Raw genomic sequence first — 25395 nt, 5'->3', positions numbered from 1 at the left:
GCCCCTGCCTGTCCAGAAATCAGCACTGGGCTGCGCACCGGACCGTAAAAGGAAAACGCCGCCGGCATCAGCCGGCGGCGCTCCCTATCAGGTCGAAGCAGATTGCGAAGCGTCTCAACCTTCCGCGGCGTTGCCTTCGGGTGCCTCATCATTCTGTTCGCCGGGGCCGCCATCCTCAAGGAACCGCTCGGCGATGAGGCCCGCATTCTGCCGCAATGACAATTCGATCTCGGCCGCCGTCTCCGGATTTTCGCGCAGGAACTGCTTGGCGTTCTCGCGGCCCTGGCCGAGGCGCTGCGAATTATAGGAGAACCAGGCGCCGGATTTCTCCACCACGCCGGCCTTGACGCCCAAATCGACCAATTCGCCAAGCTTGGACACGCCCTCGCCGTACATGATGTCGAATTCGACCTGCTTGAAGGGTGGCGCCAGCTTGTTCTTGACCACTTTCACCCGGGTCTGGTTGCCGACCACCTCGTCACGATCCTTGACCGAGCCGATGCGGCGGATATCGAGACGGACCGAGGCGTAGAATTTCAGCGCATTGCCGCCCGTCGTCGTCTCCGGCGAACCGAACATGACGCCGATCTTCATGCGTATCTGGTTAATGAAGATGACCATCGTGTTGGAACGCGAGATGGAGGCCGTCAGCTTGCGCAGGGCCTGACTCATCAGCCTGGCCTGCATGCCCGGCAGGGAATCGCCCATCTCTCCCTCGATCTCGGCGCGCGGCGTCAGCGCGGCGACCGAATCGATGACGATGATATCGAGCGCGCCCGAGCGCACCAGTGTGTCGCAAATCTCCAGCGCCTGCTCGCCCGTATCGGGCTGGGAAATCAGGAGGTCTTCAAGATTGACGCCCAGCTTGCGCGCATAGACCGGGTCCAGCGCATGCTCGGCATCGACGAAGCCGCAAATGCCGCCCTTCTTCTGCGCCTCGGCAACGGCGTGCAGGGCAAGCGTGGTCTTGCCCGAGCTCTCCGGTCCGTAAATCTCGATGATGCGGCCGCGCGGCAGGCCGCCCACGCCCAATGCGATGTCCAGGCCAAGGGAGCCGGTGGAAATAGTCTCGATCTCGACGACCTTGTCGTTAGCGCCCAGCCGCATGATCGAACCCTTGCCGAAAGCACGCTCGATCTGCGAAAGCGCCGCGTCCAATGCCTTGGTTTTATCCACCGATTTTTCCTCTACCAGCCGCAATGAATTCTGAGCCATGATACAACACCCCTTCGTCGTCAATGGAGGCCTCGGCGGCCAATACAGGTTATTTTTATGTACATGCTTTGTTCTCATTTTGCAATAGGAATTAACATGCTGTTTTTAAATATTAATTCATTTTTGTTCCCAGTTTATTCCAGATATCCCGGCACGGAACGGCCGGTTACCGGAATTTTCGCTCCCCCCGTTCGGGCAGGCCACTAGCGCGCAAGGGCGATTCGAGCGGACCGGAAGCATGACGATGACGAACCCGTTGCTCCTCGCCGTCGGCGGCGCACATCTCGACCGACGCGGCCGCGTACGCGACGACCACATTGCGGAAGCCTCCAACCCCGGAGCGATGCGCGAGGATGTCGGCGGCGGAGCCTTCAATGCCCTGAGCATGGCTGTCCAGCGCGGGGTGCGCGGCGCGCTTTTTTCGCTGCGGGGCGGCGACCTTGCCGGGAGAAACGTGGAAGAAGCGGTGGCGGCGGCGGGCATCGAAGACTTGTCTGCAACCTATATGGACCGCGCGACCCCTAGCTATACGGCGATCCTGACCGCCAAGGGCGATCTCATCACCGGCCTGGCCGACATGGAACTCTATGAGGCCGCCTTCGGCAAGCAGATGCGCCGGCGTAAGATAAGGGACGCCGCGGCCGGCGCCGATGCGGTCCTGTGCGATGCCAACCTGCCCGAAGAAGCGATCCTGCGCCTTTGCGCGGCCAGCGTGGATAAGCCACTTTTCGCCATCGCCGTCTCGCCCGCCAAGGTGGTGCGCTTCGCGCCGGTGCTGGAACGGGTCTCCTGCCTGTTCATGAACAGAAGAGAAGCCCTGCGGCTTACGGGTCTTGCCGAGGCGGCGGGACTGGAAGAACTGGCGGAGGCGCTTTCGGCGCTGGGCTTGAAAGGCGGCGTCATCACGTCCGGATCGAGGCCGGCGATCGGTTTCCAGGCCGGCCAGCGCTGGCGCTTCGAGGTGCCGCCGCTTTACCATATCGCCGACGTCACCGGGGCCGGCGATGCGCTGGCGGGAGCGACGGCGGCGGCCCTGATGAATGGCAAGAGCTTTCCCGGGGCCGTTCGGGAAGGTATCGCGGCGGCCGGCCTTGCCCTTGAAGCGTCACAAGCCGCGCCCGTCCTGCGGGAAGATTTCTTCGAACAAGCGCTTGCCCGCGTGCCCGCAGCCGTGCAGCTAGACTAACCATACCAATCGGAGTTCCCATGCCCGTTCCCGAAGACCTGATGGATGTTCATGCGCCCGTTGCGGAAGCCCTGAAAGCGGGGCGGCCCGTGGTAGCGCTGGAAAGCACCATCATCACCCATGGAATGCCTTTCCCCCAGAACGAGGCCATGGCGGCGGAGGTCGAAGCCATCATCGAGGCGGAAGGCGCGGTGCCGGCCACGATCGCCGTGATCGATGGGCGGCTCAAGGTCGGCCTTGCCACTGAGGCGCGGATGAAGCTGGCGCAAACGACGGACGCGCTCAAATTGTCGCGCGCGGACCTTGCCTTTGCGATGGCGCAGGGCCTTACCGGCGGCACGACCGTCGCCGCCACCATGATCGGGGCGCGGATGGCGGGCATCCGCGTGTTCGCCACGGGCGGCATCGGCGGTGTCCACAAGGGAGCGGAGACGAGCTTCGACATATCGGCCGATCTGGACGAACTGGCGCGCACGCCGGTCATCGTGGTTTCGGCCGGTCCGAAGGCGATCCTGGACATCCCAAAGACGCTGGAAGTGCTGGAGACGCGGGGCGTGCCGGTCGTCGCCTATGGCAGCGATGTCGTGCCCGCCTTCTGGTCGCGCCGTTCCACAGCGCCGGCTCCGCTGCGGCTGGACACGGCGGAGGGCATCGCCGATTTCCAGCGCATGCGCGACAGGCTCGGCATCGGCGGTGGCATGCTGATTGCCAATCCGGTGCCGAAGGCGGACGAGATCGCCGCCGATGTCATGGAAGGGTTCATCGCGCAGGCCCAAGCCGATGCGCAAGGGGCCGGTGTTGCCGGCAAGGCCGTGACACCCTATCTGCTTGGCCGCATCCTCGAACTGTCCGGCGGCAGAAGTCTTCAGACCAATATCGCGCTGGTGAAAAACAATGCGCGCCTGGCGGCGCGCATTGCAGCTTCGCTTTCGGTGTAGCGGCGACGAACGCCGCCGCGCCTACAGCACCAGCGCCCTGTCGCCGATGCTGCCGGAATCAGCCGGCCGCGCGCAGCGGCGAGAGGCGGATTTCAACGCGGCGGTTCTGTGCCCGGCCTTCGGGCGTCGCGTTGGAGGCGATGGGCTGGGCCTCGCCGACGCCGATCACAGCAAAGCGCTGGCCGGATGTGCCCTGCGCGACGAGATAGTCGGCGACCGAAGCCGCACGGCGCCTGGACAGATCCAGATTATGCTGGTCGGAGCCGGTCGAATCGGTATGCCCGTACACGTCGACCAAGGTCTGGTTGTACTTCTTCAGGACCAGAGCGACGGAATTGAGTGTCGGATAGAAGGCGGGCTGGATCGAAGCCGAATCGGTGGTGAATGTGATGTTCGACGGCATATTGAGGACGATGTAGTCGCCCTGGCGCGTGACGCTGACGCCGGTGCCCTGGAGCTGGCCGCGCAACTGGGCTTCCTGCTGGTCCATATAGGCACCGATCGAACCGCCGGCGAGCGCCCCGATGCCGGCGCCGATCAAGGCGTTACGGCGGTCGTCGCCACCGGCCAGAAGGCCCGCGCCCGCGCCTGCGAGCGCCCCCAAGGCCGCCCCGCCTGCCGTGTTCGAAATCTTCTGCTGGCCCGTATAGGGATCGGTCGAGGTGACACAGCCGGCAGCAAACCCGGCAATGACGGTGACAGCCACAATCTTCTTCAACATGAAATCCTATCCTCTCCTGAGAGCCGGCAATCCGGCTGCGTATTCATCGCCCCTGCCGCCGTTCTACAGCATCGATCGAAGAATCGGAATCGATTTTCGGAGAACACGATGCGTGAATTCAACGGCTTACGGTATCGTTTAACGAACCGAGGCGCAGGGTTCCGATACAATTGCGGCGAAAAAAGGCAATCCTGGCAGATGCTCTACTCGCTGCGGTAAAGCAGCCAGTTCTTGGTCAGCTTTCCCTGTGCAATCTTTGAGAAGCGGGTAAGACGGTCGCGACCACCGACCTTGGAGGAATAGAGAGCCCGGTCGGCCTTGACATACAGATCATCGCCGTCGGCCGCGTCGGAAGCCATGCACATGCCCATCGAAATGCTGATGGGGCCGAAATTATTCGACGACGCGCCAATCGCGAATTCCGCCTCGGCAATGGCAGTGCGCACGGCGTCGGCGACATTGAAAGTCACATCCTCCGACAGACCATCGAAGATGATGGCGAATTCCTCGCCGCCCGTGCGGGCGCAGAAACTGTTGGAGCCGCTCTTCTTCTGGATAATCTGCGCCACCATCTGCAATATCCGGTCGCCGACCGGATGGCCGTAGCGGTCGTTGAAGGCCTTGAAACCGTCGATATCGGCAAGAACCAGCGAATGGAACATGACCGAGCGCTCGTCGGTGAAGATTTCCGCCAGCTTGCGGTCGAAGGCCCGCCGATTCCAGATACGGGTCAGCGGGTCGGTATCGGCCAGCTTCTTGTACTGCTCGAGCTTGGACCTGACCTTTTCCAGTTCCTCGGTCTTTTCGACCATCGCCTTGGTGATCTGCTTGCCCTGATCCAGCGTGGTCTGGGTAGCGGTTGCCATGATGCCGACGACCCTTTGCAGGAGCTCGCGAGACATGGCATGGCGGCTGTCCAGCCCGCCGGACGTCTGGCCGAGGATGAGCCCGAACTTCTCAAGCGAGCTTTGCTCGCGGCCCAGTAGCGTGAGGATTTCCTCTGCCCGCACGGCAATCTGTTCCTGCGCGTTCTCGACGATTGCGTGACGACTGCTCTGGGCAAAATATTTCCGCGAGAGTGCATCGAGCGCTGCCTGGGCGGGCCTGCTGCCGAGAGCGGCGAACTCGTCGGACAATTCGCGGATCGATCCAGTCATGACCTCGTAGAACAACTCATAGTTGCGCGGGAGCCCCATGACTCCCATCCTGCGCATCGTCGCCGCAATAGAGGCTGCGATGTCGGGATTGCCCTCCTGCACACTCGCGGTCTGCAACATGCGCCCCATAACCCTCCGCTCGAACTGCCAACGCCGCGGCGCGATATCATGCATCGAAGCGGCCACCGGTCCCCGCGGCAGCCATTACCCGATCGTTCGAAGGGAAACAATAGTATATGCAAGCTAACGCAGGGTTAACTACACGGATTCCGTGCAGAGAGAGGCCGGATGCGACTGGTGGCAGGTTTCCCATCTATGGTGCGTCCCAGCGGGGCGAGAAGCCGTAGTCGCAAATGCGTTGATTCGCCCGGGTCAGCGCGCTTATGGACGCCATTTCACCCTCGCTCAGCGCAAAGTCGAAAACCGCGGCGTTCTCCGCGAGTCGCTCGGCCTTTGTAGTGCGTGGGATCACACCGATGCCATCCTGCTGCACGTGCCAGCGCAACACGATCTGGGCGGGCGACCTGGCATGGGCCTTGGCAGCCGCAACGACCGCCGGTTCGCCAAAGAGCCCCCCACCCCGTGCCAGCGGACAGTAGGATATCATGGCCATGCCATGGCTGCGGCAGGCCTGATGCACCTTGGTCTGGTCGATATAGGGATGATGCTCGACCTGGTTGGCGACAAGCGGCGCGGCTGAGCATGCAACGGCCCTGGCAAGCAGATCTGTCGGGAAATTGGAAACGCCGATATGGCGGGTCAGGCCCGACCGCTGCGCCTCGTTGAGGGCTTCGATGCTGTCCTGAAGGGGGACGGCGGGGTTGGGCCAGTGGATCAGCAGCAGATCCAGGTATTCCAGCTTCAACCGCTCGAGGCTGTGCCGGGCCGATCGCAGCAGATCATCAGGCGCAAGATCGGTCCACCAGACCTTTGTGGTGACGAAGAGATCGGCGCGCCTTGCCCCTGAACGCTCGACGGCACGGCCGACATCCTCCTCGTTTTCATACATGGCAGCGGTGTCGATGTGCGTGTAGCCGGTCTCGATCGCGCTCAACACGAGATCAGCACAGGTGGCCCCGGCCAAGGTCCAGGTCCCAAGGCCAAGCGCCGGTATCCGCGCGCCGTTTGCCTCGATGAACTTCATAACGCCTTCCTTATCCTTGAATGATATATCGAATAACAGTTAACCATCTGATCGAGATGGCGTTACCGTCAATACCGTCGGCGATCGTGGATCGCTTGCGGGTCCGGGGGCTAAGAATTGCAGACCGCAGCAGAACAACACAGGCGTATTGAACCGATCGATGGCGCACGTGGTCTCGCGCTGGTGGCGATGGCCATCTATCACTTTACCTGGGATCTCGAATTCTTCGGTTATCTCCAGCCTTTCACATCGGTGACGGGCGGGTGGAAGCTGTTCGCGCGCTGCATCGCCAGCTCCTTCCTGTTCCTGGTGGGAGTGAGCCTTGTTCTGGCGCATGCGCGCTCGTTCAAGGCTGGCCCCTTCGCCAAACGTCTCGTCATGATAGCGGGCGCGGCAGCGGCCATTTCCCTGGTGACGTGGTTGCTGATGCCGGAGCAATTCATCTTTTTCGGCATATTGCACCATATTGCGGTGGCGAGTGTGCTCGGGCTTCTGCTCCTTCACTTTCCCGCCACGCTTCTGGCGGCGCTCGCGGTCCTTGTCGTCGCCGCACCGCATTATGTGCACTGGCCGTTTCTCGACCAGCCGGTTCTGTGGTGGATCGGCCTGTCGAGAAATGTGCCGGCTTCCAACGATTACATACCGATCTTTCCGTGGTTCGGCGCCGTCCTATCTGGAATGGCCGCGGCCAAGGTCGCTCAATCCACCGGGTTCATCGACCGCCTGGCCGCGTGGCGGCCTGGCTTACGCATCCCGGTGCTCGGATGGGCGGGGCGGCACAGCCTGGCCTTCTATCTCGTGCACCAGCCGGTGCTGATTTCCTGCGTCTGGATCATGGCGCAACTTTATCCACCATCGCTGGATGCAGCCGACGTTGAAGCGGGTTTCATGCGGATGTGCACGAACCAGTGCGTGCAAAGCCGTGAGCAAGCGCTGTGCGAGAGCTATTGCGGCTGCATCGTCGAGGAAGCCCGGGCGGCGGAGCGGACGCAGGTGCTGGCGCGCGGCGCGGAAGACGAGGAGGCGACACGCTGGGTGCAGGATACGATTGCATTCTGTGCCAGGTCACAGTGACGTAACGTCGAGCAGTCACCTTGATCCATTTGTTTGTTTCAGCATGATCTTTTCCGAAAACCGACTTTTTCGGCATCATGCCCAGAAGCGACAGCGAACAGGGTTGCGAAGCAATGGCTGCTGGCGCAATCATTGCCGGCGAAATGAACGGCAATGCGGAGGAAGCCCATGACAGACCCGCGCGACGCACCGCCCAGCCGACTGCCCTGGCCGCCGATCATCTATCTCGCCGCCATCTGCCTCGCGCTCATCGCCGGTTTTCTCCTCCCCGTGCCATGGCTCCCCCGCCCGCTTTCCGATCTTCTGTTCGCCATGGGCTGGCTCATGGTGGCGGCAGGGTTAGCCATCGACGTCGCAGCCATCCGCGCGATGCGCAAGGTGGGGACAACCGTCCTGCCGCACCGGGCATCGGAGCATCTGGTGACGCGCGGGCCGTTCGCCTTCAGCCGCAACCCGCTTTATCTCAGCAACACGATGATCGTATTGGCCATCGGGCTGATCATGGGCAACGCGTGGTTCGTGGCTTTCGGCTTCGCTGCCGCGTTCGCGACGCACAAGCTGGCCATCGCCCCGGAAGAGCGGCATCTGGCGCAGCGCTTCGGCAAGCATTATCGGGATTATCAGAAAAAAGTTCGGCGCTGGTTCTGATCAGGTCTTCACGCCGAGTTCGGCAAGGCGCTCGACACAAGCTTCCTCGGCCTGGTCGAGTTCGGCCAGCGTATCTTCCAGGTCGCGGCGCTTCTGGCGCAGGCTGGAACGCTTTTCCTCGATGCGCGCGATCATGAGCTGCAACTGGCCGACCTCGCCGGGCGGAGCCTTGTAGACACTGATGATCTCGCGGATTTCGGAAATCGAGAAGCCGATCCTGCGCCCCCGCAATATCTGGCGCACGAGATGCCGGTCGGAAGGACGGTAGAGGCGGGTGCGGCCCTTGCGAATGGGATGAATAAGGCCCTCGTCCTCATAGAACCGCAAGGTGCGGGTAGAAATGCCGAATTCGCGGGTCAGTTCCGTGATCGTGTAATATTCCCGCATAGACCCCAGCTCTCGTTGTTTCGGTGACTGTGTCACCTGATTTACGTAAAAGTCAATTCATCTGCCGCATCCGCACGCATTTCCTCGCTTTCGGTACCCACAGCATGAGGACGTTTGGTTGGATCGTCATCACCATCTAGGGATCAGGCTTTGGGACCAAGCCGTGCGGACGACAATGGCTACAGCACCAGCCGTGAAATTGGAATGCTGCTGATGGCTGTTTCGCGGCTCCCGGGTCGGGCGCCAGCGCGCCGGCGAGATAGGGAGCGCCAAATCGCGACCCGGAATCGGGCCGGCCAATCAAAGAAACGGGCTGGCCCTACGCTTTCCATACGCGATCGGGCTACCCATCGCTTGATCGGAGACGCGCCGGGGCCGCCATTTTGTGTCCGACGCGGAAGGAGAGCCTGAAATGCGCAGTGGCGGTGCATCCTTGTCAGATGCAGAGCGTCTCGACAGCGCCCAGTCGTGGGTGCGGCTGGCGCTTTGCATCCTGCTGGGGACCATCGGCAGCGTGGCGCTATGGGCCTATATCGTCGTCCTGCCGCGGGTACAGGCGGACTTCGGCGTGGACCGGGCGGCGGCCTCCCTGCCCTACACGACCGTCATGATCGGGTTCGCCTTCGGCAACGTCGTGATCGGCCGCTTTGCGGACCGCATCGGCGTCGCCCTGCCGGTGGCGATTGCCGGCACGATGCTGGGGCTCGGCTATATCCTTTCCTCGTTTTCCCAGACCATCTGGCAGTTCGCGCTCGCCCAGGGCCTTCTGGTGGGCGTCGGCGCCTCGGCCACTTTCGGTCCGCTGATCGCCGACATCTCGCACTGGTTCAAGAAGCGGCGAGGCATTGCAGTGGCAGCGGTGGCGAGCGGTAATTACGTGGCCGGTGTGGTCTGGCCGACGGTGATCAAGCTCCTCCTGGCGGGCACAGGATGGCGGCTGACCTTTCTGTGGATCGGCATTTTCTGCATCGTCTCACTGGTGCCGCTGTCGCTGCTTTTGAGAACGCGGCCTCCAGGCGGTATAGATCCCGCCCCGCCTGCCGCAATTCCGTCCGGCGGACCGCGCCGCGCCCAGCCATTTTCCCCCAACACATTGCAGGGGCTGCTGATCGTTGCGGGGCTTGGCTGTTGCGTGGCCATGTCCATGCCTCAGGTGCATATCGTGGCCTATTGCGTCGATCTCGGCTACGGGATCGCACGGGGGGCGGAAATGCTGTCGCTGATGCTGGCCGGCGGCATCGTCAGCCGCCTGGCCTCGGGTTTCCTCGCCGATCATATCGGCGGCGTGCGCACCCTTATCATCGGCTCGGTGATGCAGTGCCTGGCGCTGATCCTCTATATCCCCTTCGACGGGCTCGCCTCGCTCTATATCGTGTCGCTGGTGTTCGGCCTGTCGCAAGGAGGCATCGTGCCTTCCTATGCGATAATCGTGCGCGAATATCTGCCCGCGCGTGAGGCGGGACAGCGGGTCGGCATCGTCATCATGGCGACCATCGTCGGCATGGCATTGGGCGGCTGGATGTCGGGGTGGATCTACGACATGACCGGCTCCTACAACGCCGCATTCCTCAACGGCATCGGCTGGAACCTGCTGAACATCTCGGTGATGGTTCTGATCCTTTTGCGCGGCAGGCGGGTTCGCGAAGCGGCCGCCTGACGGCAAATCTACAAAAGCCCGAACCACCAGGTGGCCAGGCCGAGAAAGGCGAAGAAGCCGACGACGTCGGTCACCGCCGTCACGAAAACCGCCGAGGCGACGGCGGGGTCGGCGCCCACCTTGTCGAGCAGCAATGGAATGAGGATGCCGCCGGCAGCGGCGACGAACATGTTGATGACTATCGCCGCGGCGATGATGCCGCCGAGATTGGGATCATGGAACCAGAAGCCGGCGACGAGGCCGATCAGCGTGGCGAAGATGGCGCCGTTGAGCAGCCCCACGCCCATTTCGCGCCGGATGATGCGGCCGGCATTGTAGATGTCGAGGTCACGGGTGGCGAGCGCGCGGACGGTGACCGTCATGGTCTGCGATCCGGCATTGCCGCCCATGCCAGCGACGATGGGCATCAAGACGGCAAGCGCCACGATCTTTTCGATGGTCGCATCGAAAAGGCTGATGACGGATGCGGCGAGAAATGCAGTGATCAGGTTGACCAGGAGCCACGGCACGCGCGACCTGGCGGCGATCATGACGGTATCGGACAATTCCTCGTCGCCGACGCCGCCCATGCGCAGCAGATCCTCCTCCGCCTCCTGTTGGATGACGTCGACCACGTCGTCGATGGTGAGAACCCCGACAAGCCGCTCGTTCTCATCGACCACGGCAGCCGACAGGAGATCGTACTGCTCGAAGATCTGCGCCGCTTCTTCCTGGTCCATCGTGGCGGGAATCGCGTGCCGCGTCTCGCGCATCACGTCCTCCACCTTCACATTGCGCTGGGTGCGCAAAATGCGGTCGAGATCGACCGCGCCGACGAGGCGGAATGTGGGATCGATGACGAAGACCTGGGAAAAGCTATCCGGCAGGTTCTTGTCCTCGCGCATATAATCGATCGTCTGGCCCACAGTCCAGAACGGCGGCACGGCGACGAACTCCGTCTGCATGCGCCGGCCGGCGGTCTCTTCCGGATAACCCAGCGAGCGGCGCAGCCGGACCCGCTCGGTGAAGGGCAGCTCCGACAGGATCTCGTCCTGGTCGGCAGGATCCAGATCCTCGAGGATATAGACAGCATCGTCGGAATCCAGCTGTTGGACCGCCTGGGCGATCTGCGCATTCGGCAGGCTGCCGACGATATCGAGCCTGATCGCCTCGTCGACCTCGGTAAGGGCGGTGAAGTCGAACTCGTCGCCCATTAGTTCGACAAGCGAGCGGCGCTGCTCGGGCATCAGAGCATGGAGCAGGTCGCCGATTTCCGATTGATGCAGGCCCGCCACGTCGCTTTTCAGGGTCAGCGTGTCGCGGTCGGCGATGGCAGCGCCGATACGGGCGAGGAATGCCGAAGAAATAGCGCCAGCTTCGCCGTAGACACCGTTGTCCGGCATCTCGGCCTTGCCATGCTCCTCGTCGTGGTGCTCCGTCTCGTTCAACGGCACGCTCCCCTCAGTCTCCGCCGACACGTTCGCCGATATCGACGCTTATAGCATTTTGCCATCAGGTGGAATCACCTGCCGCCCGCATATATGCGGAAAAACAAGAAGATACGCCCCTTGGTTGGCCCGAACAGACGCACGGCGCTCTGGCGCGACCGGTCCACGCAGCTGTAGCGCGCCTGACCCCCAATGACAAAGTCGGCCTGCGCCCAATCACAAGATGTTTTTACCCACCGCGGAGGCCGGCGCCCGCGAGGCAGGACAGAGATATGAAATAGGTGAGGGAGAGAAAATTGGTGCGGTCGAGAAGACTCGAACTTCCACGGGTTGCCCCACAGCGACCTCAACGCTGCGCGTCTACCAATTCCGCCACGACCGCACGCAACGAAAGCCGGTTCGCACCGGCCACGGCGCATGTAGCAAATAGCCCTTGGTGAAACAAGCCTGTGAAACACCGAAATACGCAAATCTTTCGCAGCTTGCGATCAGGGGCACCAAACAGGTGGCTGGACGTCGCGGGGCTTGTGGAGTCATAAGAGACCGTTCGATAATTCTACTCGGCGGGCAGATGTCGCAGCGAATTCTCAAACAGTCTCTACGTCCCTATTCCGCCTCGCCGGATATCAGGAGCGCTTGATGAGCGAACGCATAGCCAAGGTCGGAGCCTTCTTTCCGGCAGAGCCGGGCCCCGCCGTGGAATGGCGCATCGAACCCGGCCTCACGCCGTACGAGGAGGCCGTCCGGTATATGGAAGAGCGGGCCGAGGATATCCGTACAGGCGAAGCGCGCGAGCTGATCTGGCTGGTGGAACATGCACCGCTTTATACGGCAGGCACCAGCGCCAGGGCGGAGGGCATCCTCGACACCCAGCGCTTTCCCGTGCACCATGTGGGCCGCGGCGGCGAGTACACCTATCATGGACCGGGGCAGCGCGTGGCCTACGTCATGCTGGACCTGAAGCGGCGGCGGGAGGATGTGCGCGCCTTTGTGGCTGCGCTCGAGGAGTGGATCATCCGCAGCCTGGCGCATTTCAACGTCAGCGCCGAGCGGCGGGCGAACCGGGTCGGCGTATGGGTTGCCCGCCCTGACAAGTCACCCCTGCCCGACGGCAGCCCGATGGAGGACAAGATCGCCGCCATCGGCATCAGGCTGCGCCGCTGGGTGAGCTTCCACGGCATCGCAGTGAATGTGGAGCCGGACCTTTCGCATTTCTCCGGCATCGTGCCGTGCGGCATTGCCGGCTACGGCGTGACCAGCCTGGTCGATCTCGGCTTGCCCGTAACGATGGCGGACTTCGACCTGGCGCTGCAACGGGCGTTCGAAAATATTTTCGGGCCGGCTGAAAGGATATCCGGACAGATGCCGATCGCCGCCGAGTGATTTTTTCGGGCGTGGGGGCGCATCGAGGAGTGGGATATGACAGTTTTGAAGGGACCGGGCATTTGGGCTTTGGGGGCGGCGCTTGTCTGGGCCGCGCCCGCGATGACGCAGCAGGCGGCGGACGCCGTCGCGCCCGAAATCGCCAGCGGCGTCGAAGCCAGGGAGGTGGTGAAGGCCGAGCGCCAGATGGTCGCGGCGGCCAATCCGCTGGCGGCCGAGGCCGGCCTGGAAATGCTGCGGGCCGGGGGGAGCGCTGCCGATGCGCTCGTCGCCGTGCAGACTGTGCTCGGCCTCGTCGAGCCGCAATCCTCCGGCATCGGCGGCGGCGCGTTCCTGGTCTGGTACGACGCCGAAAGCGGCGAGGTCACCACGTTCGACGGGCGCGAAACCGCGCCCATGGCGGCTACGCCGGAACTTTTCCTCGACGAAAAGGGCGAGCCCCTCGCCTTCTTCGACGCCGTGATCGGCGGCCGTTCGGTCGGTACGCCGGGCGTGGTCCGGCTCATGGAAAAGGTGCACAAGGCCCATGGAAAACTCGATTGGGCGCAGACCCTGCAGCCGGCCATCGACCTGGCAAAACAGGGCTTTGAAGTATCGCCGCGGCTCAACGCCCTTCTGGCCGAGGATCGGGGCAAGCTAAACGAGGAAGCCGCCGCGCGGGCCTATTTCTACGATGCGGAAGGCGAGCCGCTGCCGGTCGGCACGCTTTTGAAGAACCCCGACTATGCGAAGACGCTGACGACGCTCGCCGATGAGGGCGCGGAGGCGTTCTATGAAGGCGCGATCGCCGAGGCCATCGTCGAGGCCGTGAAGGCCCATGAAGAAAATCCGGGGCTTCTCGAGACGAGCGACCTCGCTGCCTATGAAGCGAAAGAGCGGCCGGCCGTGTGCCAACCCTATCGCGGCTATGAGGTGTGCGGCATGGGGCCGCCCTCCTCCGGAGCGCTGACCGTCGGCCAGATACTGGGTCAGGTCTCGCATTTCGACCTTGGCGCATCTGGGGGCGCGCTCGGGCCGGACGACCCGCAATCCTGGCGCATAATCGGCGATGCAACCCGTCTCGCCTTCGCCGACCGGGGCCTCTACATGGCCGACTCCGATTTCGTCGACATGCCGAAGGGGCTCCTGAATGAAGCCTATCTCGCCGAGCGCGCGGCCCTCATCCGGCGCGACACCGCGCTTGGCGAGGATGAGGCGAAGCCGGGTACGCCGCCCTGGGATGAAGCCGAACTGCGGCTTCCGGGCATCGAGCTGGAGCAGCCCTCGACCTCGCACTTCGTGATCGTCGATGCCGACGGCAATGTCGCATCGATGACGACCTCCATCGAAAACGCTTTCGGTTCGCGGCAGATGGCTGCTGGCTTCCTGCTCAACAACCAGCTTACCGATTTCTCCTTCCGGCCGACAAGCGACGGTCAGGCCGTGGCAAATCGGGTAGAGCCGGGCAAGCGCCCGCGCTCGTCCATGTCGCCGACCATCATCCTAAAGGATGGCAAGCCGGCCTATGCGCTGGGCTCGCCCGGCGGCAGCAACATCATTCCCTATGTCGCCAAGACGGTCATTGCGCTGATCGACTGGGAGATGGACATCCAGGAAGCCATATCCTTGCCCAACCTTACCAACAGGTTCGGTCGCTACGATTTGGAGGCCGGCACCGGTGCGGAGACGCTCGCGGAGGACCTTTCAGCCCTGGGCTTCAACGTCAACATCACCGACCTCACCTCCGGCATTCATGGCGTAGCGTTCACGCCGGAAGGTCTTGAAGGCGGTGCGGACCCGCGCCGGGAAGGCGTTGCCGTTGGCGACTGATCCAGCCTCCCCGACATGTGCAAAGGGCCGCCTCGCGCGGCCCTTTTTGTTTCAGAGTGCGCCAATCCATGTGGCGGCGGCGACGATGAAGGAGCTCACGGCAACCAGCGAAACAACGTCCTGAACCAGATCGGTCATATCCACTCTCCTGTGCATAAGCGCTGTTAAATCTTGATATGATCCTTTTATGTTCTATTTATGTTCGCGTCAATTGGCGCATTTGGAACAGGCGATGTCTCCTGACATTTTGGGTTAACGGAAAGTATATGGGAGAGAGGAGCGGGTTTGCCGGAGAATGCAGCGGCCGGTACAGCGGCAGACAGCTACGGCGTTCGGTGGCTAGGCAGAATCACCTGGTTCCGACGCATCGTGTTCAAGGCGATTGCGGCCAAGCGCGCGAGGGCAACCGAGGCGGCGGTGGCGCCTACCGCGCTCAGGCCATTGCCACGACCTTGCCGCCTTCCAGCGTCACGCGACGGTCCATGCGGGCCGCGAGGCCTTCATTGTGGGTAGCGATGAGGGCGGCGAGGCCCGACTGGCGCACCAGCGCTTCCAGCGCCTCGAACACATAGCTGGCGGTGACGGGATCGAGATTGCCGGTGGGTTCGTCGGCCAGAAGCACCAGCGGCGCATTGGCGACGGCGCGGGCAATTGCCACGCGCTGCTGCTCGCCGCCGGAGAGTTCGGTCGGCCGGTGATGCACCCTCTCGCCAATCTTCATATAGTCGAGCAACTGCGCAGCGCGGTCGCTCGCTTCCTTCCGGTCGAGGCCGGAAATGAGCTGCGGCATCATCACGTTTTCCAGCGCTGTGAACTCCGGCAGAAGATGATGGAACTGGTAGACGAAGCCGATCTCGCCGCGTCGGATGGCCGTGCGGTTGTCGTCGGACAGGCCCTGGCAAGGCCGGCCGTTGACGATGACATCGCCCCCATCGGGATGCTCGAGAAGACCGGCGATATGCAGCAGTGTCGACTTGCCGGTGCCCGACGGCGCCACAAGCGCGACCATCTCGCCCGATTGCAGCGCAAAATCGGCGCCGTCCAGGATGGTCAGCGTCTTCGGACCCTGGGTGAAGCGCCGCTCGACCGCATTCAGTTCAAGGACGTTGGCGGCCATCATTCGTATCTCAAAGCTTCGACGGGATCGAGGCGCGAGGCGCGCCAGGCGGGAAAGAGCGTCGCGAGGAAGGAGAGAACCAGCGCCATGAGCACGACCGAAACTGTTTCGCCGCTATCCATGTCGGCGGGCAGCGTGGACAGGAAATAGACTTCGGGATCGAAAATCGTCGTGCCCGAGAGCCAAGTGAAGAACTGGCGGATCGACTCGACGTTCAGACACAGCAGCGTGCCGAGAGCGAAGCCGGCGAACGTCCCGGCTACACCGATGGTGGCGCCCGCCATCAGGAAGATGCGCATGATGCTGCCGCTGGTCGCCCCCATGGTGCGCAGGATGGCGATGTCGTGGCCCTTGTCCTTCACCAGCATGATCATGCCCGAGATAATATTGAGCGCGGCTACCAGAACGATCATGGTCAGGATCATGAACATGACGTTGCGCTCGACCTCCAGGGCCGAAAAGAAGGTCTGGTTGCGCTGACGCCAATCGGTGATCTGGACGGGCCGCTGCGCCGCCTCCTCGACAAGCGGACGCAATGCGTCCACGGCATCGGGGTCACTCACGAAAAGCTCGATATACTGGACGATACCCTCGGTATTCGTGTAGAGCTGGGCTTCCTCGAGCGGCATGAAAACCAGCGTCGAATCGTATTCCGACATGCCCACTTCAAAGATCGCCGAGATGGGATAGGACTTGACCCGCGGCGTCGTGCCGAGGGGCGTTACGTCGCCTTCCGGCGAGACGAGCGTGATGTTGTCGCCAATCGTCAGACCGAGATTCTGCGCCAGCCGCGAGCCGACAGCCACGCCCTCTCCAGTGGCGAAGCCCACGAGTGAGCCGTGGCGGACATTGTCGGAAACGAGCCCCATCTGGGTCAGGTCTTCCGGGCGCATGCCGCGCACGAGCGCGCCCGTGCCACTGCCGCTGCGGCCAGAGGCCAGCACCTGCGCCTGAATGAGCGGGGCTGCGAGCGTCACACCCTCTATACCGGCGAGCCGGTCGGCGATGGCGTCATAGTCGCTCAGCGGCATGTCAATCGGCTGCACCACCAGATGCCCGTTGACCCCCAGGATACGGGTCAGAAGCTCGGCGCGAAAACCGTTCATCACCGCCATCACCACGATCAGCGTCGCCACACCCAGCATGATGCCGACGAAGGAGATCGATGCGATGACGGAAACGACCGCCTCCTTGCGCCGCGAACGCAGATAGCGCCAGGCGACCAGGCGCTCGAAATGAGAAAAAGGCCCCGCCCCCTCGGGCCGCGTGGAGGACACGCTGGCGGACACGTTCATGGACGGCCGCCGAAACGCTGGATCAGCGCCGCCATCGGCATGGTTTCCCGCTCGCCGGTGGCCCGGTTCTTCACCTCGACTTCGCCGGCGGCGACGCCGCGCGGCCCCACGATCACCTGCCATGGCAGGCCGATGAGATCGGCCGTTGCGAACTTGCCACCGGCGCGCTGGTCTGTGTCGTCGTAAAGGACGTCGCGGCCGGCTGCGGTCAGCCCTGCGTAAAGCTCCTCGCAAACGCGGTCGCATTCGCTGTCGCCGGCCTTCATGTTGATGAGCCCGATGTCGAAGGGGGCCACCTGCTCGGGCCAGATGATGCCATTCTCATCGTGGCTCGCCTCGATGATGGCCGCCAGCAACCGGCTGGGGCCGATGCCGTAGGAACCCATGGAAACCAGATGCTCCTTGCCGTCGGGCCCGTTGACGCTGGCATTCATCGGCTTGGAGTATTTGGTGCCGAAGTGGAAGATATGGCCGACCTCGATGCCGCGGGCCGAGACCTTCTCGTCGTCGGCGACCGCACTCCATGCGGCCTCGTCGTGCATCTCGTCCGTCGCTGCATAGGGCGTCGTCCAGGTCTTCACGATGCCGGCGATCTCCTCGTCATTGCCGAAATCGACGTCGGCGCCCGGCACCTGAAGCTGGAGGAAATCGCGATGACAGAAGACTTCGCTTTCCCCGGTCGAGGCCAGGATGATGAACTCATGGCTGAGATCGCCGCCGATGGGGCCGGTGTCGGCGCGCATGGGGATCGCCTGCAGGCCCATGCGGGAAAAGGTGCGCAGATAGGCAACGAACATGCGCTTGTAGGCCGCCTTGGCCCCTTCGAAATCGAGATCGAAGGAATAGGCGTCCTTCATCAGGAATTCGCGCGAACGCATCACGCCGAAGCGCGGGCGCACCTCGTCGCGGAACTTCCACTGGATGTGGTAGAGGTTGAGCGGCAGGTCCTTGTAGGATTTGACATAGGCGCGGAAGATATCGGTCACCATCTCCTCATTGGTCGGACCGTAGAGCATGGCGCGCTCGTGGCGATCGGTGATGCGCAGCATCTCCTTGCCGTAGTCGTCGTAGCGTCCGCTTTCCATCCACAGATCGGCCGACTGGATGGTGGGCATGAGGATTTCATGCGCGCCGGCCCGGTTCTGCTCCTCGCGGACGATCCGGTTGACCTTGTCGAGCACGCGCTTGCCAAGCGGCAGCCAGGAGAAACTGCCCGCCGCCTGCTGCCGGATCATGCCCGCCCTCAGCATCAGCCGGTGCGAAACGATCTCGGCCTCGCGAGGATTCTCCTTCAAAATGGGCAGAAAGTAGCGCGACAGTCGCATGAACATATCCGTGAGAAAAAGGGAAAGTGGAATCAGCACCACTCATGCATATGATCCGGCTTCTTAGCCATTTCGTGACCGAATGAAAACCCGGCGCTAAAACCCGTCCAGGGCGATCAGACGCCCCCTATTGTCCTTCCCCTCCTCCGCACACCACACGCCAGGTGAACTCATCCTCGCTCTTGACCTGCGCCAAAAGGCGCGTCGCCGTCCCTGCTGTCGTTCACGAACCGAACGTTTCGGTAACATATCTGATTTGGCGCAAAATTTTTCGTGACATCCCGACAAAGTTTAGTCTAATGTGCCCATCACAAAACAAGAGGGCGAAATTCAATTCGTTCTCACTACGCGGTCAAAAGTCTTGGGAGGATACGATCCTGGCGCGGGCACTCGCCGCCGCCGTAAAACATACGGAAACGGATCGGACGCGTTTAGTTGCAAGGCCTTGTGCCTTGCATTTTTTTTGGCTGAGGTTCGGCACTTTCGCCTCGCCCATACCTGAATCTTGGAAGATTTAAAGCCTGGACGAGCGGGCTCAGTAGAACTCCGGCGCGATGCGCGGGATGTCGTCGAAGCTGTAGCCGAGAACGCGTGTCACCACATAGAAGATCGCGAAGACGATCAGCGTGAGGATGGTGGTGCGGATCAGGGCTTTCAGCATGTGAGGGCCGCGCGGCGCGCTCTCGGTGCTGCCGGGCACGATCTCGCCATCTTCATCCTGCGTGCGCAAGCCGAACGGCAGCGACACGAACAGCATGATCCACCAGATGATGACGAAAACGGCCGCCAGCGATATCCAGGTCATTGCGTCTTCCCTGTCCTACATCTTTCTGCGGCGCGTGCCGCCGATTTCCCAGGACACCTAGTAACGCGCGGCGCATCTGATTTCAGGCCCCTGCCCGCGCGGCGTGCGGTCACACCTGTTCGAGCTCGACAAGCGTGCCGGCGAAATCCTTGGGATGCAGGAAAAGCACCGGCTTGCCGTGCGCGCCGATCTTCGGCTCTCCGTCGCCCAGCACACGAGCACCGGCGGCTTTCAGCCGGTCCCGTACCGCAAGGATATCGTCCACCTCGTAGCAGACATGATGCATGCCGCCGGAGGGGCTCTTTTCGAGAAATGCCGCGATGGGCGATTCCCCGCCGAGCGGCTCCAGCAGCTCCACCTTGGTATTGGCAAGCTCGACGAAGACCACGGTCACGCCGTGCTCTGGCAGGCTCTGCGGCTGCGAGACCGCAGCGCCCAGCGTGTCGCGATAGATGGCCGTGGCGGCTGCCAAGTCCGGAACGGCGATAGCGATGTGGTTGAGCCTTCCCAGCATCTGCCGCTCTCCTCCTACTGGGTCACGAAGACGGTGACGACCGGCTTCTTGCCCCAGGCGCTGTTGGCGGCGGCGCGCACGGCGCGGCGCACGGCCTCGGCAACCAGATCGAGATCCTTGCGGCGCTGGCGCGGAATGCTGCGAAAGGCCTCTACCGCCGCGGCGATCATCAGATCCTCCATCAGCTTGCCCCGCGCATCGAACTCGGGCACGCCGAGCGCGATCAGATCCGGGTCGCCTTCAAGATCGTTGCGGTCGTCGAGTACGACGTTGACGGCGACATGACCGGCGAAGGAAAGCTTGCGGCGTTCCACCATGCCGATTTCCTTGCCGTCACCGATAATCTTGCCGTCGCGGAACATGCGGCCGAAGGCCACCTGGTCGACGATCTCCGGCGCTCCGGGAGCCAGGCGCAGCATGTCGCCGTTGCGGATTTGAGCAACGTCCGGAATGCCGGCCATCGCGCCCAGCGAGCCGTGGGCGACGAGATGCGCCGCCTCGCCATGGACGGGGACCAGAATCTGCGGGCGCACCCACTCATACATCTTCTTGAGCTCACTGCGGCGCGGGTGGCCGGAGACGTGAACCAGCGCGTCCGTATCCTCGATGATCTCGATACCCTGCTCGATGAGCAGGTTCTTGGTCTCCAGGATGGCCTTTTCATTGCCGGGAATGACGCGCGAGGAATAGACGACCGTGTCGCCCGGCGACAGGGCGACGTTGCGCATTTCATCACGGGCAAGCTTGGCTAGCGCGGCGCGCGGCTCGCCTTGGCTGCCGGTGCACAGGATCACCGCGTTCTCGCGGGGAATATAGCCGAAATCGTCTTCGGGGAGGAAAGGCGGCAACCCCTCCAGATAGCCGAGGTCGGTCGCGACATCGATCACGCGCTTGAGGGAGCGGCCGAGCACCACCACCTGCCGGCCGGTGTCGCGGGCGGCCTCGGCGATGGAGCGAATACGCCCCACATTGGAAGAGAACGTAGTAACGGCGACGCGTCCACTCGCCTTTTCGATGACGCCCCTCAGACCCTCGCCCACCGCCTCCTCCGAGGGCGATTCGCCCTCTCGCATGGCATTGGTGGAATCGCAGATCAGCGCCAGAACACCCGCGTCGCCCACGGCGCGGAAGCGGGCCTCGTCGGTGACCGGACCGAGAGACGGTGCGGGATCGATCTTCCAGTCGCCGGTGTGGACCACGGTACCCAGCGGCGATGTGATGGCGAGCGACACGGGCTCCGGAATCGAGTGCGTGACGGCGATCGCCTCTATGAAGAAAGGTCCCGCATTGAAAGTGTCGCCGGGCTTGAAGATCGTCACCGGGATATCCGGCGCGTTGTGCTCGCCCTGGCGCTTCGATTCCAGCAGGCCCGCCGTGAAAGGCGTCATCCAGACATCGACCTTGAGGCGCGGCCAAAGGTCCAGCAGCGCGCCATAGTGGTCTTCATGGGCATGGGTGATGACGATGCCCTTGAGATTGTCGATCTGCTCTTCCAGAAAGCGGATGTCGGGCAGGATCAGATCGACGCCGGGCAGATCCGGCCCCGGAAACGTGACGCCGCAATCGACGACAATCCACTGGCGCTTGCGCGGCGGGCCGTAGCCGTAAAGGCCCAAATTCATCCCGATTTCGCCAACCCCGCCCAAGGGACAGAATACCAGCTCCGCTTTATCGCCTGCCACGTCGTCTCCTATAGTATCTGCGGTCAGGTGGGATCACCTGACGTCCGCATAAATGCGGAAAAACAAATAGACAGAGCGTCCCATTGTAGCGCCCGAACGGACGCACGGCGCTCTATGATTTTCAAGTGCGCACCGACGCCACAGCCCCGAAATGCACGTCGCCGGCGGTTATATAGAACCGCGAACCGTCTTCCTCGCGAATCACGAAGCGGCATGCCTCGTCAATCGTCTCGAATATGCCTCTTACCACACGGCCATCCGCCTTGACCGAAACTTCCGAGCCAAGACCCGCGGCCTGCCGTAGCCAGCGGTCGCGGATCGCGGCCTTGCCGCCCGGACCCTGCCAGCGTGCGTAGTTTTCCATCCAGGCATCGCTGAGCGCCAGGAACAGCCTTGCCGCATCCTCGCCCGCGCCAAGCGCCTTCAGCGAGGTCGCTGGATAGGGAAGCCCTTCGGGATGAGCCACGACATTGACGCCGATGCCGATCGCCAATGCCAGCCTGTCCGGGCCGAGGAGCGACGATTCCAAAAGTATGCCGGCAAGCTTGGCGCCGTCGGCCAGAACGTCGTTCGGCCATTTCAAAGCAAAACGCCCGGATGCCTGGGCCACGTCGCCGCCATCGATCCCGACCTTCAGAGCCGATTGCGGCACGACGGCCGACAGAGCATCAGAAAGAGAAAGCCCCGCGACGAAGCCGAGCACGGCGGCATCATTGACGGCCATGCCATCCGACAGGAGCAGCGTCGCGGCCAGATTGCCGTGGGGCGTCGCCCAATCGCGACCGCGTCTTCCGCGGCCGCTGGTCTGCTGCAATGCCGTGATCCACAGCTTGCCAGGATCGCCCCGCCGCGCCCGCTCCAGGGCCATAGCATTGGTCGAGCCGACACTGTCATGCGCTTCCAGCCGGTACCCGGCGGCTTCAGCCGAAGGCGCAAGGGCGAACATCGCGCTCAGAAGAACGAGCCCGCGGCCGCGCCCGCCATCAGCTCCACGGGAGCGCCCACCAGCATGTAGAACAATACGAAGGTGCCCGACAGGAGCAGCACGAAGCGCAGCTCGCCCGCCATGGGCTGAAAGCCGCCAGCCGACTCGTCGAACCACATCACCTTGATGATGCGGATGTAGTAGAACGCTCCGACCACCGAAGCAACAACGCCGATCACGGCGAGCCAGTAGAGCTGGGCTTCAATGGCGGCCAGAAAGACGTACCACTTGGCCCAGAAGCCGGCCAGCGGGGGAATGCCGGCCAGCGAGAACATGAGGATGGTCATGATCGTGGCCATCATCGGATTGGTCGATGAAAGGCCCGCAAGGTCGTCGATCTGCTCGAGATTGTTGTCGTTGCGGCGCATGGCGAGGATGAAGGCGAAAGTGCCTAGCGTCATGGCGAGATAGATCAGCATGTAGATGACCACGCCGCGTACGCCCGCTTCCGAATTCGCCGCAAGTCCCACCAGCGCGAAACCCATATGGGCGATGGAGGAATAGGCCATCAGGCGCTTGATGTTGCGCTGGCCGATAGCGGCAAAGGCGCCGAGCAGCATCGAGGCGATGGAGATAAAGACGACGATCTGCTGCCAGTCGAGCGCGACGGGCTCGAACGCCCCCATCGTAACCCGCACCAGCAGCGCCATGGCCGCCATCTTGGGAGCCGCCGCGAAGAAAGCCGTCACGGGCGTTGGAGCGCCTTCATAGACGTCGGGCGTCCACATGTGGAACGGGACGGCCGAGATCTTGAAGGCAAGGCCGGCAAGCACGAAAACGAGGCCGAAGACGAGGCCAAGCTGACGCTCGCCGCCGGACAGTGCCGCCGCAATCGCCTCGAAACCGGTATTTCCGGTGAAGCCGTAGACCAGCGAGACGCCGTAGAGCAGCATGCCCGAAGAAAGCGCGCCCAGCACGAAATATTTGAGACCCGCTTCGGTCGCCCGCGCATTGTCCCGGTTGATCGCGGCGACCACGTAGAGGGCCAGCGACTGAAGCTCAAGGCCAAGATAGAGCGCGATCATGTCGTTGGCCGAGATCATCAGCATCATGCCCAGCGTGGAAAGCATGATGAGCACGGGATATTCGAACTTGTCGAACTTCTCGGCCTTGGCGAAGCCGACCGACATGATCAGCGTGACCGCCGCGCCGACCAGCGTCAGAAGCTTCATCACGCGCGAGAATGCATCGGAAATGAAGGCGTTCTCGAAAGCAGGACCATCGGTCGGGAAGATGACGATCCAGGCAATCGCCGCAAGGAACAGCGCGACGGCGAGGCCGGTCACGGTGGTATCCGCGCGATCTCCCGAAAACACGCCGATCATCAACAGCGCCATGGCACCAATGGCCAGCGCCAGTTCGGGAACGGCGAGGATCAGGCTCGATGTCAGATCAAACGTCATGTCAATGCGTTCCCGTTCAGTTTGCCGCGGCGGCTTGGGCCAGTTCGACCGACAGGCCGACCTGATTGATGAGGGCCTCGACGGAAGCCGCCGTCGCATCCAGCAGCGGCGCCGGATAGACGCCGAAGAAAATCACAAGCACGATAAGAGGATAGAGGATCGTCTTCTCGCGCAGCGACAGGTCGGTGAGCCCCTTCAGGCTCTCCTTTGTCAGCGCGCCAAAAACGACCCTGCGGTAGAGCCAGAGAGCATAAGCCGCCGACAGGATGACACCGGTGGCGGCGAAGAACGCCACCCATGTGTTCACCTGAAAGACGGCCATCAGCGTCAGGAACTCGCCGACGAAACCGCTGGTGCCTGGCAGGCCGACATTGGCCATCGTGAAGACCATGAAGGCGACTGCATATTTCGGCATGTTGTTGACCAGCCCGCCATAGGCGGCGATCTCGCGGGTGTGCATGCGGTCGTAGATCACGCCCACACAGAGGAACAGCGCTCCTGAAACCAGTCCGTGCGAGAGCATCTGGAAAATGGCGCCCTGAATACCCTGCGTGTTGAGCGCAAAGATGCCCATCGTCACAAACCCCATATGGGCGACGGAGGAGTAGGCGATCAGCTTCTTGACGTCCTCCTGCATCATCGCCACCAGGGAGGTGTAGATAATCGCGATGACCGAAAGGGCGAACACCAGCGGCGCCAGCTCTATCGAGGCGACAGGAAACATGGGAAGGGAGAAGCGCAGCAACCCGTAGCCGCCCATCTTCAACAGTATGCCGGCCAGGATGACCGAGCCCGCCGTCGGCGCCTCCACGTGAGCATCCGGCAACCATGTGTGCACCGGCCACATGGGCATCTTCACCGCGAAGGAGGCGAAGAAGGCGATCCATAGCCAGTACTGCATGCCGGTCGGGAAGACATGCGTCAGCAATGTCGGGATGTCGGTGGTGCCGGCCTGCAGATACATCGCCATCATGGCGAGCAGCATGAGGACGGAGCCCAGAAGCGTGTAAAGGAAGAACTTGAAGCTGGCATAGACGCGGCGCTTGCCACCCCACACGCCGATGATGATGAACATCGGGATGAGGCCGGCTTCGAAGAACACGTAGAAGACCACGATGTCGAGCGCCACGAACACGCCGATCATGAGCGTTTCCAGAATCAGGAACGCGATCATGTATTCCTTCACCCGCTTGTCCACCGCTTCCCAGCTGGCCAGGATGCACAACGGCATGAGGAAGGTCGTCAGAATGACGAACAGCATGGAAATGCCGTCCACACCCAGGTGGTAGCTGATGCCGGAGGAGAGCCACTCGTGCTTTTCCACCATCTGGAAACCAGGCACGGTGTTGTCGAAACCGATCCAGACGAACAGCGACAGAATGAAGGTGAAAACGGTGGTCAGCAGCGCGACGTTGCGGATATTCCTGCGCGCGACCTCTCCGTCATCCCTGATCAAGAGGATGAGGAAAGCACCGACGAGCGGCAGGAAGGTGACCGTGGAAAGAATGGGCCAATCGGTCATG

22 protein-coding genes and 1 tRNA gene are annotated in these 25395 nt (G+C 62.6%); 7 read left to right on the top strand and 16 right to left on the bottom strand.

The window, feature by feature from the left end:
- Positions 1 to 114: 114 nt before the first annotated feature.
- Positions 115 to 1215: a recombinase RecA gene (gene recA / locus N1058_RS20885; RefSeq protein ID WP_265519534.1), complete on the bottom strand. Its 1101-nt coding sequence runs from the start codon at positions 1213 to 1215 to the stop codon at positions 115 to 117.
- A 244-nt stretch (positions 1216 to 1459) separates the two neighbouring features.
- On the opposite strand from recA, the gene N1058_RS20880 reads away from it, so the two are divergent.
- Positions 1460 to 2401 carry a PfkB family carbohydrate kinase gene (locus tag N1058_RS20880; protein WP_265519533.1) on the top strand — a complete coding sequence of 314 codons (942 nt, stop codon included), beginning with the start codon at positions 1460 to 1462 and terminating at the stop codon, positions 2399 to 2401.
- A 20-nt stretch (positions 2402 to 2421) separates the two neighbouring features.
- Positions 2422 to 3339 (top strand): pseudouridine-5'-phosphate glycosidase, encoded by a 918-nt coding sequence (locus N1058_RS20875; protein ID WP_265519532.1) that lies wholly within the window; start codon positions 2422 to 2424, stop codon positions 3337 to 3339.
- A gap of 58 nt (positions 3340 to 3397) precedes the next feature.
- On the opposite strand, the gene N1058_RS20870 is transcribed toward N1058_RS20875, so the two are convergent.
- From N1058_RS20870 to N1058_RS20860, 3 genes are all read right to left on the bottom strand, one after another.
- Positions 3398 to 4060 (bottom strand): YiaD family glycine zipper/OmpA-like lipoprotein, encoded by a 663-nt coding sequence (locus N1058_RS20870; protein ID WP_265519531.1) that lies wholly within the window; start codon positions 4058 to 4060, stop codon positions 3398 to 3400.
- A 203-nt stretch (positions 4061 to 4263) separates the two neighbouring features.
- Positions 4264 to 5337 (bottom strand): GGDEF domain-containing protein, encoded by a 1074-nt coding sequence (locus N1058_RS20865; RefSeq protein ID WP_265519530.1) that lies wholly within the window; start codon positions 5335 to 5337, stop codon positions 4264 to 4266.
- Positions 5338 to 5530: 193 nt separating this feature from the next.
- Positions 5531 to 6361: an aldo/keto reductase gene (locus tag N1058_RS20860; RefSeq protein ID WP_265519529.1), complete on the bottom strand. Its 831-nt coding sequence runs from the start codon at positions 6359 to 6361 to the stop codon at positions 5531 to 5533.
- Between the two features lie 189 nt (positions 6362 to 6550).
- Between N1058_RS20860 and N1058_RS20855 the strand changes: the two genes are divergently transcribed.
- Together N1058_RS20855 and N1058_RS20850 are read left to right on the top strand one after the other, a co-directional pair.
- Positions 6551 to 7435, top strand: coding sequence for a heparan-alpha-glucosaminide N-acetyltransferase (locus N1058_RS20855; RefSeq protein WP_420848025.1), 885 nt, complete (start codon positions 6551 to 6553; stop codon positions 7433 to 7435).
- A gap of 168 nt (positions 7436 to 7603) precedes the next feature.
- Complete coding sequence (locus N1058_RS20850; RefSeq protein WP_265519527.1) at positions 7604 to 8083, top strand: methyltransferase family protein; 480 nt, start codon at positions 7604 to 7606, stop codon at positions 8081 to 8083.
- On the opposite strand, the gene N1058_RS20845 is transcribed toward N1058_RS20850, so the two are convergent.
- Positions 8084 to 8470, bottom strand: a complete 387-nt coding sequence (locus tag N1058_RS20845; protein ID WP_265519526.1) for a MerR family transcriptional regulator — start codon at positions 8468 to 8470, stop codon at positions 8084 to 8086.
- 412 nt (positions 8471 to 8882) lie between these two features.
- Here N1058_RS20845 and N1058_RS20840 point away from each other — a divergent pair, with 412 nt between their 5' ends.
- Positions 8883 to 10127 carry an MFS transporter gene (locus tag N1058_RS20840; protein ID WP_265519525.1) on the top strand — a complete coding sequence of 415 codons (1245 nt, stop codon included), beginning with the start codon at positions 8883 to 8885 and terminating at the stop codon, positions 10125 to 10127.
- An 8-nt stretch (positions 10128 to 10135) separates the two neighbouring features.
- Here the strand turns inward: N1058_RS20840 and mgtE are convergent, their stop codons facing one another.
- On the bottom strand, positions 10136 to 11509 hold the full coding sequence (gene mgtE / locus N1058_RS20835; protein WP_265519582.1) for a magnesium transporter: 1374 nt from the start codon (positions 11507 to 11509) through the stop codon (positions 10136 to 10138).
- Between the two features lie 342 nt (positions 11510 to 11851).
- A tRNA-Leu gene (locus tag N1058_RS20830) sits at positions 11852 to 11936 on the bottom strand.
- A gap of 257 nt (positions 11937 to 12193) precedes the next feature.
- On the opposite strand from N1058_RS20830, the gene lipB reads away from it, so the two are divergent.
- Both lipB and ggt read left to right on the top strand, forming a co-directional pair.
- Positions 12194 to 12937, top strand: a complete 744-nt coding sequence (lipB, locus tag N1058_RS20825; RefSeq protein WP_265519524.1) for a lipoyl(octanoyl) transferase LipB — start codon at positions 12194 to 12196, stop codon at positions 12935 to 12937.
- A gap of 36 nt (positions 12938 to 12973) precedes the next feature.
- Positions 12974 to 14746, top strand: coding sequence for a gamma-glutamyltransferase (gene ggt / locus N1058_RS20820; protein ID WP_265519523.1), 1773 nt, complete (start codon positions 12974 to 12976; stop codon positions 14744 to 14746).
- A gap of 433 nt (positions 14747 to 15179) precedes the next feature.
- Here the strand turns inward: ggt and N1058_RS20815 are convergent, their stop codons facing one another.
- From N1058_RS20815 to N1058_RS20775, 9 genes are all read right to left on the bottom strand, one after another.
- The gene (locus tag N1058_RS20815; protein ID WP_265519581.1) at positions 15180 to 15863 is read right to left on the bottom strand and encodes an ABC transporter ATP-binding protein; all 684 of its coding nucleotides are present in this window, start codon (positions 15861 to 15863) and stop codon (positions 15180 to 15182) included.
- Positions 15863 to 17158, bottom strand: a complete 1296-nt coding sequence (locus tag N1058_RS20810; protein WP_265519522.1) for a lipoprotein-releasing ABC transporter permease subunit — start codon at positions 17156 to 17158, stop codon at positions 15863 to 15865. Before N1058_RS20810 ends, N1058_RS20815 begins: the two co-directional genes overlap by 1 nt.
- Positions 17155 to 18483, bottom strand: coding sequence for a proline--tRNA ligase (gene proS, locus N1058_RS20805; protein ID WP_265519521.1), 1329 nt, complete (start codon positions 18481 to 18483; stop codon positions 17155 to 17157). The genes N1058_RS20810 and proS overlap by 4 nt, the downstream gene beginning before the upstream one ends.
- Positions 18484 to 19018: 535 nt before the next feature.
- Positions 19019 to 19288 carry a DUF1467 family protein gene (locus N1058_RS20800; protein WP_265519520.1) on the bottom strand — a complete coding sequence of 90 codons (270 nt, stop codon included), beginning with the start codon at positions 19286 to 19288 and terminating at the stop codon, positions 19019 to 19021.
- A gap of 109 nt (positions 19289 to 19397) precedes the next feature.
- On the bottom strand, positions 19398 to 19802 hold the full coding sequence (gene mce / locus N1058_RS20795) for a methylmalonyl-CoA epimerase (RefSeq protein ID WP_265519519.1): 405 nt from the start codon (positions 19800 to 19802) through the stop codon (positions 19398 to 19400).
- Positions 19803 to 19816: 14 nt separating this feature from the next.
- Entirely contained in the window at positions 19817 to 21424 is a 1608-nt protein-coding gene (locus N1058_RS20790) for a ribonuclease J (RefSeq protein ID WP_265519580.1), read from the bottom strand.
- 181 nt (positions 21425 to 21605) lie between these two features.
- Positions 21606 to 22430, bottom strand: a complete 825-nt coding sequence (locus N1058_RS20785) for a biotin--[acetyl-CoA-carboxylase] ligase (RefSeq protein WP_265519518.1) — start codon at positions 22428 to 22430, stop codon at positions 21606 to 21608.
- A gap of 5 nt (positions 22431 to 22435) precedes the next feature.
- Complete coding sequence (gene nuoN, locus N1058_RS20780; protein ID WP_265519517.1) at positions 22436 to 23872, bottom strand: NADH-quinone oxidoreductase subunit NuoN; 1437 nt, start codon at positions 23870 to 23872, stop codon at positions 22436 to 22438.
- A gap of 16 nt (positions 23873 to 23888) precedes the next feature.
- Positions 23889 to 25394 carry an NADH-quinone oxidoreductase subunit M gene (locus tag N1058_RS20775; protein WP_265519516.1) on the bottom strand — a complete coding sequence of 502 codons (1506 nt, stop codon included), beginning with the start codon at positions 25392 to 25394 and terminating at the stop codon, positions 23889 to 23891.
- Position 25395 lies beyond the last annotated feature (1 nt).

The sequence above is a fragment of the Nitratireductor luteus genome (assembly GCF_026162365.1).
Lineage (GTDB): Bacteria > Pseudomonadota > Alphaproteobacteria > Rhizobiales > Rhizobiaceae > Chelativorans > Chelativorans luteus.
The sequence above is the reverse complement of the archived record's forward strand: the minus strand, read 5'-3'. Positions and strand labels throughout refer to the sequence as shown.